This window comes from Wenzhouxiangella sp. XN201 (assembly GCF_011008905.1).
Classification (GTDB): domain Bacteria; phylum Pseudomonadota; class Gammaproteobacteria; order Xanthomonadales; family Wenzhouxiangellaceae; genus Wenzhouxiangella.
Map to the genome: position 1 here is coordinate 461153 of NZ_JAAIVI010000020.1, position 14130 is coordinate 475282.

The 14130-nt window shown below is 62.4% G+C and carries 13 protein-coding genes; 11 read left to right on the forward strand and 2 right to left on the reverse strand.

Annotation, left to right across the window (positions count from 1 at the left end; genetic code table 11):
• Positions 1 to 418 precede the first annotated feature (418 nt).
• Genes doeB2 through G4Y73_RS11510 form a run of 4 tightly spaced genes read left to right on the forward strand, consistent with a single transcriptional unit; the run spans position 419 to position 5511 of the window.
• Entirely contained in the window at positions 419 to 1591 is a 1173-nt protein-coding gene (doeB2, locus tag G4Y73_RS11495) for a N(2)-acetyl-L-2,4-diaminobutanoate deacetylase DoeB2 (RefSeq protein WP_240451284.1), read from the forward strand.
• Positions 1592 to 1595: 4 nt separating this feature from the next.
• A complete protein-coding gene (locus G4Y73_RS11500; protein ID WP_164231774.1) occupies positions 1596 to 2864 on the forward strand; it encodes an aspartate aminotransferase family protein in 1269 nt (422 codons plus the stop codon).
• Positions 2861 to 4138 carry an ectoine hydrolase gene (gene doeA / locus G4Y73_RS11505; RefSeq protein WP_164231775.1) on the forward strand — a complete coding sequence of 426 codons (1278 nt, stop codon included), beginning with the start codon at positions 2861 to 2863 and terminating at the stop codon, positions 4136 to 4138. Before G4Y73_RS11500 ends, doeA begins: the two co-directional genes overlap by 4 nt.
• Positions 4135 to 5511: an NAD-dependent succinate-semialdehyde dehydrogenase gene (locus G4Y73_RS11510; RefSeq protein WP_164231776.1), complete on the forward strand. Its 1377-nt coding sequence runs from the start codon at positions 4135 to 4137 to the stop codon at positions 5509 to 5511. The genes doeA and G4Y73_RS11510 overlap by 4 nt, the downstream gene beginning before the upstream one ends.
• 309 nt (positions 5512 to 5820) lie before the next feature.
• Here G4Y73_RS11510 and G4Y73_RS11515 read toward each other — a convergent pair whose 3' ends face one another.
• Positions 5821 to 6339 carry a chalcone isomerase family protein gene (locus G4Y73_RS11515; protein ID WP_164231777.1) on the reverse strand — a complete coding sequence of 173 codons (519 nt, stop codon included), beginning with the start codon at positions 6337 to 6339 and terminating at the stop codon, positions 5821 to 5823.
• Positions 6336 to 6917 carry a nuclear transport factor 2 family protein gene (locus tag G4Y73_RS11520; protein WP_164231778.1) on the reverse strand — a complete coding sequence of 194 codons (582 nt, stop codon included), beginning with the start codon at positions 6915 to 6917 and terminating at the stop codon, positions 6336 to 6338. The genes G4Y73_RS11515 and G4Y73_RS11520 overlap by 4 nt, the downstream gene beginning before the upstream one ends.
• A 113-nt stretch (positions 6918 to 7030) precedes the next feature.
• Here G4Y73_RS11520 and G4Y73_RS11525 point away from each other — a divergent pair, with 113 nt between their 5' ends.
• Genes G4Y73_RS11525 through G4Y73_RS11555 form a run of 7 tightly spaced genes read left to right on the forward strand, consistent with a single transcriptional unit; the run spans position 7031 to position 14112 of the window.
• The gene (locus G4Y73_RS11525) at positions 7031 to 7942 is read left to right on the forward strand and encodes an acyl-CoA desaturase (RefSeq protein ID WP_164231779.1); all 912 of its coding nucleotides are present in this window, start codon (positions 7031 to 7033) and stop codon (positions 7940 to 7942) included.
• Positions 7939 to 9180 carry an FAD-dependent oxidoreductase gene (locus G4Y73_RS11530; RefSeq protein WP_164231780.1) on the forward strand — a complete coding sequence of 414 codons (1242 nt, stop codon included), beginning with the start codon at positions 7939 to 7941 and terminating at the stop codon, positions 9178 to 9180. The genes G4Y73_RS11525 and G4Y73_RS11530 overlap by 4 nt, the downstream gene beginning before the upstream one ends.
• The gene (locus tag G4Y73_RS11535) at positions 9173 to 9922 is read left to right on the forward strand and encodes a DUF1365 domain-containing protein (RefSeq protein ID WP_164231781.1); all 750 of its coding nucleotides are present in this window, start codon (positions 9173 to 9175) and stop codon (positions 9920 to 9922) included. The genes G4Y73_RS11530 and G4Y73_RS11535 overlap by 8 nt, the downstream gene beginning before the upstream one ends.
• A gap of 14 nt (positions 9923 to 9936) precedes the next feature.
• Positions 9937 to 11196, forward strand: a complete 1260-nt coding sequence (locus G4Y73_RS11540; protein ID WP_164231782.1) for a cyclopropane-fatty-acyl-phospholipid synthase family protein — start codon at positions 9937 to 9939, stop codon at positions 11194 to 11196.
• Positions 11193 to 11762, forward strand: a complete 570-nt coding sequence (locus G4Y73_RS11545; protein ID WP_164231783.1) for a DUF2878 domain-containing protein — start codon at positions 11193 to 11195, stop codon at positions 11760 to 11762. Before G4Y73_RS11540 ends, G4Y73_RS11545 begins: the two co-directional genes overlap by 4 nt.
• Positions 11759 to 12787 carry a cyclopropane-fatty-acyl-phospholipid synthase family protein gene (locus G4Y73_RS11550; RefSeq protein ID WP_164231784.1) on the forward strand — a complete coding sequence of 343 codons (1029 nt, stop codon included), beginning with the start codon at positions 11759 to 11761 and terminating at the stop codon, positions 12785 to 12787. The genes G4Y73_RS11545 and G4Y73_RS11550 overlap by 4 nt, the downstream gene beginning before the upstream one ends.
• Positions 12784 to 14112 carry a HAMP domain-containing sensor histidine kinase gene (locus tag G4Y73_RS11555; protein ID WP_205596614.1) on the forward strand — a complete coding sequence of 443 codons (1329 nt, stop codon included), beginning with the start codon at positions 12784 to 12786 and terminating at the stop codon, positions 14110 to 14112. The genes G4Y73_RS11550 and G4Y73_RS11555 overlap by 4 nt, the downstream gene beginning before the upstream one ends.
• Positions 14113 to 14130 lie beyond the last annotated feature (18 nt).

Consider the following 14130-nt stretch of genomic DNA (forward strand, 5'->3'; position numbering starts at 1 on the left):
CATGTTTCTGTCCTGACGCCGGGCCTTCTCTGACTGTCCGGCGAGGTAACGGGATCTTTTCAGCAGCACCGCTATTCTGGCAGTGGGGACGCATGGGAAGGGACCTGGGGCGAAATGCCGGCAACTCTCGCGAGTGCCGGCATTTCTTTATTCTGGCGACGGTCCAGCTTCCCCGACTCTCGCTTGCACCGCAAATACAGCGTACGGGGGACATGCGTCGCCCGGTGAATGCCTGTGGACAATCGGCCTAAATGCCTGTCGCGTAACTGTTTTGCGCCTAAACGAAAATCCTTGCAAGTGGGACGTTTTCGGGTCTAGCCTAGGCAGGTCGGTGGCGGAACCAAAGCCCGCCACCGCATTTGTGGTTTCGTCAGCAACCCGGTGCCCGCCGGGTTGAGTTTTTCCCGGGGTTTAGGATTTGGATTCAAACGCGGCGCACAACTGGCAGACGATGGTCGACGAGGCGGTCTCCTTTCGACGCGCCCTGCATCGCGCCCCCGAACTGACCTGGGACGAGAGCGAAACGGCCGCGGCTATTCGCGCCCAACTGGACGATCTGGACATTGCCTGGCGGGCCTGTGCTCAGACCGGCACGGTGGCGACGCTGGCGGCTGATGCATCGGGCCAGCACATCGCGCTGCGTGCCGACATCGACGCCCTGCCCATCGTCGAGGAGAGCGGCGTCGAGTGGGCTTCCGAGAGGAAAGGCTGCATGCACGCCTGCGGGCACGACGGGCATGCGGCAACGCTGTACGCGGCCGCGCAGTGGCTAAAGACGCATGAAATCGACCTGCCGGGGCCGGTGACCCTGCTGTTCCAGCCGGCCGAGGAAGGCGGCCATGGCGCCAAGGCGATGATCGACGATGGCGCACTCGAGGGCGTCGAGGCCATTTTCGGCTGGCACAACTGGCCGGCGATTCGCTTTGGCCGTGCGGTGTGCCCGAATGGAGCGGTGATGGCCGGCAACGGCACCTTCGAGATCACGGTTCGCGGTCAGGGTGGGCATGCCAGCCAGCCGGAATTGTGCCGCGATCCGGTGCTTGCGGCCTCGGCTATCGTCATGAATCTCCAGCAGGTGGTCAGCCGGCGCATTACTCCGCAGGCGCCGACGGTACTCAGCGTGACGAACATCCGGGCCGAGGGTGCGCCGACCGTGATCCCGGAAACCGCCTGTTTGAGCGGCAGCTTCCGCCTCGGCGATGCGGAAACGCGCGCGTTGATGGGAGAGCTGATCACCGATATCGCTCGGAACACGGCCGCGGCCTATGGTGTCGAGGTGGATGTGATCATTCATCCGCGCTACGACGCGACGATCAATCACTCGGCCGAGGCTGGACGGTATCGAGAGACGATCGGTCTCGAGCTAGGCGAAGATGCGCTCGATACGGTGCTGAAGACCCCGATCATGGCCTCGGAAGATTTCAGCTATTACCTGAAGGAAATTCCCGGCGCTTTCGCCCTGATCGGCGCCGATGACGGGCGGGGGCACGAACATCCCTGCCACAGCTCGAAGTACGACTTCAATGACCGGTTGATCGACACGGTCGGCCGCATTTATGCCCGAATCGCTGGTTGTCCAGTACAGGAGTAACAATATGCAGGTATTCGAACAGTGGGAATCGGACATCCGCGGCTATTGCCGCCTGTATCCAACCGTGTTCAAGTCGGCGTCCAATGCGCGTCAGACAGACGAGAACGGCAAAAGCTATATCGACTTTTTCGCCGGCGCCGGGGTACTCAACTTCGGGCACAACAACGCCCGGATGAAGCGCGCCATGATCGAGTTTCTCGAGCGCGACGGCGTGGCTCACAGCCTGGACATGTACACCGACGTCAAGCGCGACTTCATCGCGAAATTCGTCGACACCGTCGTCAAGCCGCGTGGCTGGAACCACAAGCTGCAATTCATGGGTCCGACCGGCACCAACGCCGTCGAGACGGCGCTGAAGCTGGCGCGCAAGGTCACCGGCCGGCGCAGCGTGGTGGCCTACGAACATGGTTTCCACGGGATGACGCTGGGTTCGCTGGCCTGCACGGCGAACAGTTATTTCCGCAACGCCGCCGGCGTGCCGCTGGAGCACGTGGTTCGCCAGCCCTTCGGCAGCGACGAAGTCCCGCTGGACCAGGCACTGGCCTGGGTCGATCAACTGCGGGTCTTGTTCGAGGACTCGTCCAGTGGCCTGGAGCCGCCGGCAGCGTTCGTGATCGAACCGATCCAGGCTGAGGGCGGCGTACACGTCGCCCGCCCCGAGTGGCTCAAGGCCGTGCAGGACCTGGCCCGTGACCTGGGCGCGCTGGTGATCTACGACGACATCCAGGCCGGGTGCGGCCGCACCGGCAGCTACTTCAGCTTCGACGATATGGGCCTGGATCCCGACATCATCACTCTCGCCAAGGGCATCGGCGGTTTCGGCACGCCGCTGGCGATGAACCTGGTCAAGCCGGAGTACGACAAGTACTGGTCGCCGGGTGAGCATACCGGCACCTTCCGCGGCCAGGGCCTGAGTTTCGTTGCCGGTGTCGAGGCGCTGAATTACTTCGACGATGATGAACTGATGAATGCCGTCAAGGAGAACGGCGAGACCATGCGCAAGCGCCTGGAGTCGATCGCCGACAGCCGGGGCCAGGGCCGATTCTCGGTGCGCGGCCGCGGCATGATGCAAGCGCTCGATGTCGGTGATGGCGAGCTGGCCAAGCAGATCGCCTCGACCGCCTTCGAGAACGGCTTGCTGATCGGCGCCTGCGGTACCGGCGGACGGGTACTCAAACTGATCCCGCCGCTGACCATTCCCGAGGCCGACCTGGCCGAAGGCCTGGATATCCTCGAGCAATCGGTGGCGTCGGCCCGGAGGGCGGCGGCATGAGACAGCGCGACGACATGACCTTCCCTTTCGAGGAGTACGAGCGCCGGCTCAAGGAGCTGCGCGAGCGCATGGCCGAGCGCCTGCTCGATGCGGTAGTGATCACCGACCCGGAAAACCTGATGTATCTCACCGATTATCAGACCACGGGTTACAGCTTCTTCCAGGCCCTCGTGGTGCCGCTGGAGGACGAGCCGTTCATGATCACGCGCATGCTGGAAGAATCGAACGTCCACGCCCGCACCTGGGTCGAGAAGACGCGCCCGTATCCAGACACGGGCGACGCCATCCAGATGCTGGTCGAGTCGCTGCGCGAGTTTGGCCTGACCGGCAAATGTATTGGCTATGAACGCAACAGCTATTTTCTCCCCGCTTACCACCAGGACAGCATTTTCACGACATTCCTGGACGGCAAGCTGCTCGACTGCTTTGGCATCGTCGAGGAAGGCCGCGTGTGCAAGTCGAAGCACGAGATCGAGATCATGCGCAAGGCTTCGGCCGCCACCGAGGCCGGCATGCGGGCCGGTTTCGATGCCACCGAGGCCGGCGTGACCGAGAACGAGATCGGTGCCGCTATTTCTTCCGCCATGTTCCGCGCCGGCGGCGAACCGCCGGCGGTGATGCCCTACGTCACTTCGGGGCCGCGCAGCATGATCGGCCATGCCACCTGGGAGGGGCGGACGGTCCAGCCGGGTGAGCACGTGTTCCTGGAAGTTGGCGGCTGTTACCGGCGCTATCACACGGCCATGATGCGGACGGTCGTGCTGGGCGAACTCTCGTCCTCGATGGAGCACGCTCAGGACCGCATGAAGCAGGCTTTGCATGAAATCAAGAACGTGATTCGTCCGGGCATGACGGTGTCGGATGCCGACAACCTGGTCCGCAACATCATCACTGCCAATGAAGTGGGCGCGCGCCTGATCACGCGCTCGGGTTACTCCATCGGCATCGCGTTTCCGCCGAGCTGGGACGAGGGCTACATCATGAGCCTCAAGCAGGGCGACTCGCGCGTGATCCGGGAAGGCATGACTTTCCATATCATCCCCTGGATGTGGGGCGTGGACGGTGACAAGACGGTTGGCATCTCCGACACCATCTACATCACCGCCGACGGCTGCAAATCCTTCTTCAATCTCGACGAGGACTTCGTGGTCAAGGCCGACCAGGCGTCGCAGCAGCTGCCGCGTGCACAAGCCAGTGCAGCGCCGAAGAAAGTCTCCGAAACCGCCTCCGGAAGTGAGTCGGTCCAGAATATCCAGGAGGCCCGTCGCCAATGACGAAGCTGCGTTCGATCAATCCAACGACCGGGGCGGTTCAGTACGAAGTCGAGGCGCTGTCGGACGATGCCCTGGAACAGCACTTGGCCGGGGCCCAGTCCGCGTTTGCCGACTGGAAGCTGGCCCGCTTCTCCGACCGTGCGAAGGTATTGAACGACGTGGCGGCGCTGATGCGCGGTGACATCGAAAACCTTGCGCGCCTGATGACCGACGAGATGGGCAAACCCATCCGGGAAGCCCGGGGTGAGGTCGAGAAGGCAGCCTGGTGCGCCGAGCATTATGCCGAGCATGCCGAAAGCTACCTGGCCACCGAGCAGATCGTCTCCGATGCCAGTCAAAGCTACGTGCAGTACCGTCCGCTGGGCGTGATCCTGGGCATCCTGCCCTGGAATGCGCCGTTCTGGCTGGCCTTCCGCTTTGCCGCACCGACCCTGATGGCCGGCAACGCCTGCCTGATGAAGCACGACCCTCACGTGCCGGGCTGTGCCGAGGCCATCGGCCAGCTGTTCGAGCGTGCCGGCGCACCCGCGGGCCTGTTTGTCAACCTGCCGTTGGAGACCGAGCGCGTCGCCGATGTGATCCGTGACAGACGGGTGCAAGCGGTTTCGTACACCGGCTCGGAGCGCGGCGGCGGAATCGTCGCCTCGACCGCGGCAGCCGAAATCAAGCACTCCGTGCTCGAACTGGGCGGCTCGGATCCGGCCATCGTGCTGGCCGACGCCGATCTGGAAAAGGCCGCCGACACCATCTGCCTGTCGCGCATCATCAATGCCGGCCAGAGCTGTATCGCGGCCAAGCGCATCATCGTCGAGTCATCGGTCCACGACGACTTCGTCGAGTTACTGCACGAGCGCCTGGCACGCCTGAAACTGGGCGATCCGTCCGACGAAGCGACCGATGTCGGCCCGATCGCGCGCGCGGATCTGCGCGAGAATCTTCACCGGCAGGTGGGCGAGACGGTTGCGGCCGGTGCCCTGTGTCCGCTCGGTGGCGAGCTGCCGGAAGGTGACGGCTACTTCTACCCGGTGACCCTGCTGACCGGGGTGACGCGGGAGATGACCGCCGCGCGTGAGGAAACATTCGGCCCAATCGCGGTGGTCATGAAGGTGGCAGACGAAGATGAGGCCGTCGAGTTGGCCAATGACACCGACTACGGTCTGGCCGCTGCGGTGTGGACCCGTACTGAACGGGGTGTGGCCATGGCAAACCGGCTTGAAACCGGCCAGGTGGCGATCAATGGCATCGTCAAAACCGATCCCCGCTTGCCCAGCGGCGGCATCAAGCGCTCCGGTATCGGCCGCGAACTCGGGCCGCACGGAATTCGCGAATTCGTCAACGCGCAGCAAGTCTGGGTTGGGCCGGTCAAGGCTTAGAAAAGAAAATTGTCCACAGATGAACACAGATGAACACAGATAAAAAACACTGTTAATTGGGCGATCGAAAACCAACCCACTGTCAGGCTTCCCGAGCCTGGGGTCGATAGCGCGAAAGCACCCCCAATGAAGAAGCTAGTACCCGTTTGGCCGTTTAGGTCACGGGAATTTCGGTCATTAGCACAGAGGCACTTACTAGCACCCCCATTCGGATTCTCGATATTCATCTGTGTTTATCTGTGTTTATCTGTGTTCATCTGTGTTCATCTGTGTTCATCTGTGGAAGGTTTTATAGATTTTTTTCAGTCCTCACCGCCGACCCGCTTGCTCGAGCAGGCGTTTCTTCATTCGGTCGTTGAAGGGTTTTTCGCCGAACCAGATCTGGAAGTATTCATGGCCGTGCCCGCGATCGGGGCATTCTTCGAGGAGTTCGCCATTGCGGTACAAGGCCAGGCGCTCGTCCGGTTCGTAGCTCACGTCAAACCGCTCACCGTCCTCGGCGTCGATATAAGCGTTGGCCAGGCAGGCCAGTTCCTCGGGGAGGGCGTCGCGGGAGGATATACCCAGGTTTTCGACCAACAGCTCATTGGCGCTATCGACCAGGTCTTGCCCGGCCATGTCCCGGTCGAGTTCCAGCGAAAACATCTTGGGTACGCGCTCGAGCACGCGGTCGGACTCGCTGCAGTCGGTCAGGTGCAAGCTGGCAGTGCCGACACTGAACAGGCCCATCACCTTCAATTCGACTTCGGAGCAGCGCTCCAGGGCCGTGGCGTCGGCCGAGGCGAAAGCCGTGACCAACAAGCAGAGGGTGAGACCTGCCCGCATCATTGCATTGCTGCCTGGGCGCGGCGCACGAAGAAACCGACGACCGGCAGGTGAGCGTAGAGCGCGCTGCCGCTGTCCCAGAAGTCCTGGTGCAGCACGATCTGGCCGTTTTCGTTGAAGCGCAGATGGGTCATGCCGATTGAATGCGACTCGACGCGCTTGCCGATCGCCCGGCTGGTAAAGGTCATTTCCCAGCGCAGGTAAACGTCGGCACCGTCTTGAATGACGCGGTGGATCAGGACTCGACTTTCTTCGAGCTGCTCGCCGGTTCGGGCCATGTATTCCACCAGTTCAGCTCGTTCGCGCGCGATATGTATGGTGTCGTTGAAGTAGAACCGCTCGGCATAGAGTTCGCCGACTCGTTCGGCCAGATCAGCGTGGCCGAGATTCCCGAAGGTGTGGCGGAAGGAAGCAACGCCCTGGTCGATTGCCGTGGCATGGCCCGGGATCGTTTCGAGGGCCTCGTGATAGGCCTCCGCCGTTCTTTTGTCCATCATCGAGCCACTCCCGGCACAGGCGGTCGTGGCGGCCAGAAAGATGACCGCCGCCCCGCAACGTTGCATGATTGCGTGTGTATTCATGGCCCTGATGATGCGCGCAGTGCCGTGGATCACGAGTGAATGGCCAAATTCACGCGCGATTGATGGGCCCGGGCGTCTAATCGTCGCTTGACTGGACTGGATCATCTCCAACAATGCAACAGCTTCTCGCCTGGTTCGATTCGCGACAGCGCCTGCGCAACGGCGCAGACGATCCGCGCCGCGTCGACTGGCTTCGCATCATCCCCTTCATCGGCCTGCACCTGGCCTGCCTGGGCGTGCTGTTCGTGGGCGTGTCGACCACGGCAGTCGTGGTGTTCTTGCTCAGCTATTCTGTTCGCATGTTCGCCATCACTGCCTTCTATCACCGCTATTTCTCACACCGGACATTTCGCACCAGCCGGCCCGTGCAGTTCTTTTTTGCGCTCATCGGCGCCTCCGCCACCCAGCGCGGGCCGCTCTGGTGGGCCGCCCACCATCGCCATCATCACCGTCATGCCGATACGGACGACGACGTGCATGCGCCTCGCCACGGCTTCTGGTGGAGCCATATGGGGTGGTTCCTGTGTCGCGAGAATTTCGAGACGCGAGCCGAGCAGATTCCCGATCTGGTCGTCTATCCCGAACTGCGCTGGCTCGACCGCTACGACTTGCTCGTGCCGGTCATCTACGCGCTGGGCATGTTTGGGCTGGGCACGGCGCTGAACCGATGGGCGCCGGGCCTGGAGACCAATGGCTGGCAGCTGCTGGTGTGGGGTTATTTCGTGTCGACCGTGGTGCTGATCCACGTGACGCTGACCATCAATTCCCTGGCCCACGTCTGGGGCAGTCGCCGCTACGCCACCCGCGACGACAGCCGCAATAATCTCTTCCTCTCGCTGCTCACGCTCGGCGAGGGCTGGCACAACAATCACCACCACTTCCCGGGCTCGGCGCGCCAGGGTTTCTACTGGTGGGAAGTCGACATCAGTTTCTACCTGCTCAAGATGATGAGCTGGATCGGCCTTGTCCGCGGGCTCAAGCCCGTGCCGGAGCGGATCCGCGAGGCGCGGCGGGTACCGTCATGAAGATCGCCATCGTGGGGGCCGGAGTTTCCGGGCTGTACGCGGCCTGGCATCTCTCGCAGCGTCACGAAGTAACGGTATTCGAGGCCGAGGACCGGCTCGGCGGCCATGCGGATACGCAGGTGGTGGAGGATGGCGGCGTATCCCGATCCATTGATACCGGCTTCATCGTCTTCAATCGGGCGCACTATCCAATACTGACCTCCTGGTTCGGTGAGCTCGGCGTCGAGTCAGAACCATCCGACATGAGTTTCGGCGTCAGCGATACCGTCACCGGCCTGGCATACAACGCCAGCACGCTGGGGCGGCTTTACTGTCAGCGTCGCAATCTGCTTAGTCCCCGCTTTCACGGCATGGTGCTCGATATCGCCCGTTTCTACCGGCGTGCGCCGCAGCTGCTCGAGGAAATCGACGAGTGCGTGACGCTGGGCGAATGGCTCGAACAAAGCGGCCTGGGAGAGTGGTTTGCCAGCCGGCATATGCTGCCGATGGCCTCGGCCCTGTGGTCGGCGCCGATGGGTGCTGTCACCGAGTTCCCGATGAAGCATCTGCTGGCCTTCATGGACAATCATTCCATGCTGACCCTGGGCGCTCGTCCGGTCTGGGAGACGGTTCGCGGTGGCAGCCGATCCTACGTCGAGGCCGCCAGCACTTGTGCAGCGCGGTTCGTGACGGGCACGCCGGTGCGTTCGATCGAACGACTCGATAACAGAGTGCTTGTCCGCACGCCCCAGGATGAGTTCCACTTCGACGCGACGATTCTTGCCTGCCATTCCGACCAGGCGCTGCGGCTGCTGGCCGATGCCAGCCCGGTCGAGCGTAGTGTCCTCTCGGCCGTGGACTACCAGCCGAACGAGGCGGTCCTGCACACCGATGTCGCGCTATTGCCCGACAAGCCGACAGCGCGCGCTGCCTGGAACGTTCGCATGGATGGCCGGGAGCCCAGCCAATGCCGGGTTTCCTATTACATGAACAAGCTGCAGAACATCGACAGCCGGCAGCATTTCATCGTCTCGCTCAACCAGACGGAGATGATCGATCCAGAGCGCGTTCTCGTGCGCCGAAACTATGCGCATCCCGTTTTTACGCCCTCGGCAGTGGCGGCCCAGTCACGCTGGAGCGATATCAACGGCCTGCGTCGGACCTGGTTCTGTGGCGCCTGGTGGGGCTGGGGTTTCCACGAAGATGGCGCTCGCAGCGCCAGGCGTGTAATCGACGATATCGAAACGAGACATGGATAGCGCCATCGCCACCGGACAGGTATGGCATCGGCGCCTGACGCCGAAGCCGCATCGCTTCGTCTACCGCACCAGCTACACGCTGATCGACATCGATCGTGTCGAGGCGTTGTTCGCGAACAGCCGTCTCTGGTCGGTGGGGCGATCCAATCTGGTGAGTTTCCGGCGTGCTGATTTCCTGCGCCCGCTCGATCGCACATTGCGCCGGGCCGTGGTCGAGCGTGTGGCCGAAGTCACCAGCCGCCGCCCGCAGGGCCGCATTCTCGTGCTGGCCCATCTGCGCCAGTGGGGCCTGTGCTTCAATCCTGTCAGTTTCTATTTCTGCCTCGATCAAGAAGGGGAGATGGATGCGATTGTCGCGGAGGTGCATAACACGCCCTGGAACGAACGCCACGCCTACGTGCTCGATTGCCGCGGGCAGCCGGGCCCGGAGTACCGATTCGACTTCGACAAGGGCTTGCACGTGTCGCCCTTCATGCCGATGGATATCCGCTACGACTGGCGATTCCGCATCGAGGATGAACTCCTGAGCGTTCACATACGCCTGAAGCGCTCGGGAAGACAATGCTTCAGCAGCGGAATGCGACTGGCGCTCGAGCCGATGACGAGCTCAAGCATGCGCCGGATGCCATTCAGGTTCCCGCTGATGACCTTGAGGGTCGTCGTGGCCATCTACTGGCAGGCCCTGCGCCTGTGGCTGAAAAAGATGCCTTTTTACTCTCACCCGGACAAGTTGACGCAATGACGCAATCCGACAGGATGATCGATGAATTTGAGACCGGCTCCGCCGGCGGCCTGGATCGTCGGCTCCGCACGCGGGTGCTGTCGCGCCTGGGTTCGGTCGAGCAGGGCAGGCTGGTCATTCAGGATGCCGATGGCGAGTATGCGTTGGGCAAACCCGACGATGCGCTGCACGCCACGGTTGTGATTCACGACCTGCGTTTCTGGCGTCTGATAGCCAGCGGCGGCAGTGTTGGCGCGGCCGAGGCGTGGATGGCCGGTCTGTGGGACAGTCCTGATCCGGTGGCCGTGGTGCAGGTGCTCACCCGAAATCGCCACGTGCTGGACGAAATGGAAACCGGTGCGGCGCGCATCGCCAATCTTGCCCTTGGCCTGTGGCATGCATTCAATCGCAACAGCCTCAAGGGCAGCCGTCGCAATATCGCTGCCCACTACGATCTGGGCAACGACTTCTTTGCTGCCTGGCTTGATCAAAGCATGATGTATTCCAGCGCACTGTACCTGGACGACGGGGAGACACTCGAGCAGGCCCAGTTCAACAAGCTCGAACGAATATGCCGCAAGCTCGCTCTTGGCCCCGAAGATCACTTGTTGGAAATCGGCACCGGCTGGGGTGGCCTGGCCATCCATGCCGCCGAGCACCATGGTTGCCGCGTGACGACAACCACGATCTCGCGTGAACAGTACGAGTTCGCACGCAAGAAAGTGCAAGAAGCGGGTCTGGAAGACCGCATTTCCCTTCTGATGCAGGATTACCGCAAGCTGGAGGGGAAGTACGACAAGATCGCCTCCGTCGAGATGATTGAAGCCGTCGGCCACCAGTATCTAGACACTTACCTGGCGAAAATCGACGAACTGCTCAGGCCCGACGGCCTGGCACTGATCCAGGCCATCACCATCGAGGACTATCGCTTTGAGAGTGCTTTGAAGAACGTCGACTTCATCAAGCGCTATATCTTTCCGGGTGCCTTCATTCCTTCGGTCAGCGCCATCACGCAGTCGATGGCGCGCGCCAGCCAACTGGCCCTGATCGAACTCGCCGATTTCGGCGCCAGTTACGCACGTACGCTGGCGGCCTGGCGCGATCGTTTCGAGGCCCGCTGGAGCGATATCCGCGAGATGGGTTTCGACGAGAGCTTCCGGCGGCGCTGGTTGTGGTATCTGGCCTACTGCGAAGGCGGGTTCAGGGAGCGCGCGATCAGCGATGTCCACGTGCTGATGGCCGGGCCCCGGTGGCGCCCCGGGGCTGAGACGGGACTGACCGGTGGGCCCGCATGAAGCGTGACTTCTGGATCAACCAGGGCCTGTTTCAGTTGAGCTGGCCGGCCTGCGTGGTCGGTGCGGCCTGGGGAATTGCCGGCTGGAGCGGCACGCTGGTGGTGGCCGTTCTTGCCTTTTGGCAACTGCACCCGCGGCGGCGCCACCACAACGACTGGCGCATGATTGCATTGTGCCTGGTCATCGGATTCGGGCTCGATACCCTGTGGCTGCAAACCGGCCTGCTGGCCTATGCGATGCCCTGGCCATCGAGCGAGATTGCACCCTTCTGGATTCTGCTGCTGTGGCTGGCCATGGCCCTGGTACTCAATCACTCGATGGGCGTTTTCAAGCATCAATTACTGTTGATCGGCGTTCTCGCTGCTGTCGGGTCACCCCTGTCCTACTATGCCGGTTCGCGCTTCGGCGCAGTCGAGTGGCTGGCGCCGTCGTGGCAGGTGATACTGGCCACGGGCTTGAGCTGGGCCTTGCTGTTGCCCGCGCTGTTCTGGCTGGCCCGTCGACCCCCTCCACAGCGTGCAGATCGACCGACCCGCGACCCCGATTCACGGAGTGTGATTTCATGAAACCCATCGAACTGGCCGAAAAGGGACTTGTGCCGGACTGGTTGATTCGCCGCGGTATCCGCGCGCTCCTCAGGCGCCGGTTGCGCGAGGAGCATGTCAATGATCCCGAAGCCCAGTCCGCTCGCTACCAGGCCCTGATGGACGAGCTGGCCGAGTCGGCCATTGCCATCGAGACCGATGCCGCCAACGATCAGCATTATGAAGTGCCGCCTGCCTTCTTCGAGCTGGTGCTCGGCGATCACCTGAAATATTCAAGCGCGCTCTGGCCGGACGGAATCGACGACCTTGATGCTGCCGAAGCGGCCATGCTCGAGCGGACCTGCCGCAACGCCGACCTGGTCGATGGGCAGGACATCCTGGAACTGGGCTGCGGCTGGGGCTCGCTTACCTTGTGGATGGCCACGCATTACCCGCGCAGCCAGGTTACTGCAGTATCCAACTCGGCCTCGCAGCGCCGACACATCGAGTCGCGTGCCCTCGACCTGGGGCTGGGCAATCTCCGGGTGATTACCTGCGACGTCAATGCCTTGGAACTCGATCGAGCGTTCGACCGGGTGGTTTCGGTCGAGATGTTCGAACACGTACGTAACTATCGGCAGCTGCTCGAACGCATTGCTGGCTGGATGAAGGAAGATGCCCGCTTGTTCGTGCACATTTTCTGTCATCGCTATCTGGCCTATCCTTTTGAAACCGAAGGGGCGGGCAACTGGATGGGCCGCCACTTTTTCACCGGTGGCCTGATGCCGGCTGCCGACACACTGTTACACTTTGCCGATGATGTCAGGCTGGAACGCCGCTGGTTGTACCCGGGTTCGCACTATGCGCGTACGGCACGCGCCTGGCTGGACAATCTCGATGCCCGCCGGCGGCAGGTTCGTTCGGTGATGCAATCGGTGCATGGTTCGGAGGCCGACCTGTTCAGCCAGCGCTGGCGCATCTTCTTCATGGCCTGTGAGGAACTGTTCGCCTTCGACGGCGGCCGGCAGTGGCTGGTCGGGCATTTCCGCTTCCGCAAAGCCCGATGAAAGCGTTCAATCACATCCTGAGTGGCGGTCTGCGCACGCGCCTGGTGCGGGTGTTCCTGCTGCAGGTGCTGGCGATCAGCATTGCCACGGTTCTCGGTGTCTACGCCGCGGCCTGGGTGGTCGAGCGTGTTCTCGTTCAGGAAGCACTCAACGGCGAAGCCGAACATTTCTGGGACCGGCGTAGTGAAAATCCCGATTTTCCGCTGCCGGATACCAACAACCTGACCGGTTACCTGGCCCCGGGTGGCGACGTCTCCGCCGTACCGGACTGGCTTCGGGATGAACCGCCCGGCGTCAGGCGAGCACTGCGCGGGCCGGAGTCGGAGCCGGTCGTGCACGTTTCCGAGCAAGGCGGCGACCGGCTCTACTTGGTGTTCGACGAGATGCAGGTCTCCTCGCTGGCCTGGTACTTCGGCATCGCGCCGCTGACCGGCGTGCTGCTGTTGATCTACTTGCTCGCCTGGGTCGGCTACGTCATGTCGCGGCGGGCCGTATCGACCGTGGTGCAGTTGGCCGACGCGGTGCGCACCTACGATTTTCGCTCGGGGCAGCTCGAGGAGCTCAGCGACGAAGATTTCAGTGAGACCAGCGATACCGAGACGCTGGCCCTGATCAACGCCTTCAACCAGTTCATCCGCCGACTGGAATCCTTCATCCAGCGCGAGCGAAACTTCACCCGGAACGCCAGCCATGAACTACGCACCCCGCTGGCGGTGCTGCGCTCCAACCTCGGTCTGCTGCAGAAGCAGACCGATCCCGAGGCCCAGGCGAAGACCGTCGAGCGCATGGAGCGGACGGTGCGCGACATGGAAGCACTGGTCGAGACCCTGCTGATTCTGGCGCGCGAGAGCGAGTCGCGGCTGAACTGGTCCTCGGTGGTGGTCAATGACATGCTCGCCGAGTTGCTCGATCAGCTTTCGGCCACGATTGATCGGCCGCAGGTGAAAACTGCGGTTCGCGCCAACGGCCTGCTTGAGCTCAATGCGCCCGAGCGGGTGCTGGCAATCGTCTTTACCAACCTGCTGCGCAATGCGCTGAGCTACACCGAAGCGGGACATGTGCAGGTGCTGATCGATCGCAATGGTGTGACCGTGCAGGATTCCGGATGCGGGATGAGCGAGGCCGACCTGGAGCGCATGTTCGAGCCTTTCTATCGCGGTCATGACCGCTCCAACGAGGGCTATGGCCTGGGGCTTTCGATCGTGCGCCGCCTGTGCGATCGCTTCGGCTGGACGCTGCATGCCGACAGTGAACTGGGCGCGGGTACTGAGATCCGCGTCGAGTTTCCGCAAGCCAGCTTCAAGCCGTTTGGCGGCTCCGGTTAAGGCTCTGGAGGCCTCACG

Coding starts and splice junctions, on each gene's coding strand:
- G4Y73_RS11525 (WP_164231779.1), top strand. CDS start 7,031: ATGCAACAGCTTCTCGCCTGGTTCGATTCGCGACAGCGCCTGCGCAAC.
- G4Y73_RS11545 (WP_164231783.1), top strand. CDS start 11,193: ATGAAGCGTGACTTCTGGATCAACCAGGGCCTGTTTCAGTTGAGCTGG.
- doeA (WP_164231775.1), top strand. CDS start 2,861: ATGAGACAGCGCGACGACATGACCTTCCCTTTCGAGGAGTACGAGCGC.
- G4Y73_RS11510 (WP_164231776.1), top strand. CDS start 4,135: ATGACGAAGCTGCGTTCGATCAATCCAACGACCGGGGCGGTTCAGTAC.
- G4Y73_RS11515 (WP_164231777.1), bottom strand. CDS start 6,339: ATGATGCGGGCAGGTCTCACCCTCTGCTTGTTGGTCACGGCTTTCGCC.
- G4Y73_RS11550 (WP_164231784.1), top strand. CDS start 11,759: ATGAAACCCATCGAACTGGCCGAAAAGGGACTTGTGCCGGACTGGTTG.
- G4Y73_RS11520 (WP_164231778.1), bottom strand. CDS start 6,917: ATGAATACACACGCAATCATGCAACGTTGCGGGGCGGCGGTCATCTTT.
- G4Y73_RS11535 (WP_164231781.1), top strand. CDS start 9,173: ATGGATAGCGCCATCGCCACCGGACAGGTATGGCATCGGCGCCTGACG.
- G4Y73_RS11555 (WP_205596614.1), top strand. CDS start 12,784: ATGAAAGCGTTCAATCACATCCTGAGTGGCGGTCTGCGCACGCGCCTG.
- G4Y73_RS11500 (WP_164231774.1), top strand. CDS start 1,596: ATGCAGGTATTCGAACAGTGGGAATCGGACATCCGCGGCTATTGCCGC.
- G4Y73_RS11540 (WP_164231782.1), top strand. CDS start 9,937: ATGATCGATGAATTTGAGACCGGCTCCGCCGGCGGCCTGGATCGTCGG.
- G4Y73_RS11530 (WP_164231780.1), top strand. CDS start 7,939: ATGAAGATCGCCATCGTGGGGGCCGGAGTTTCCGGGCTGTACGCGGCC.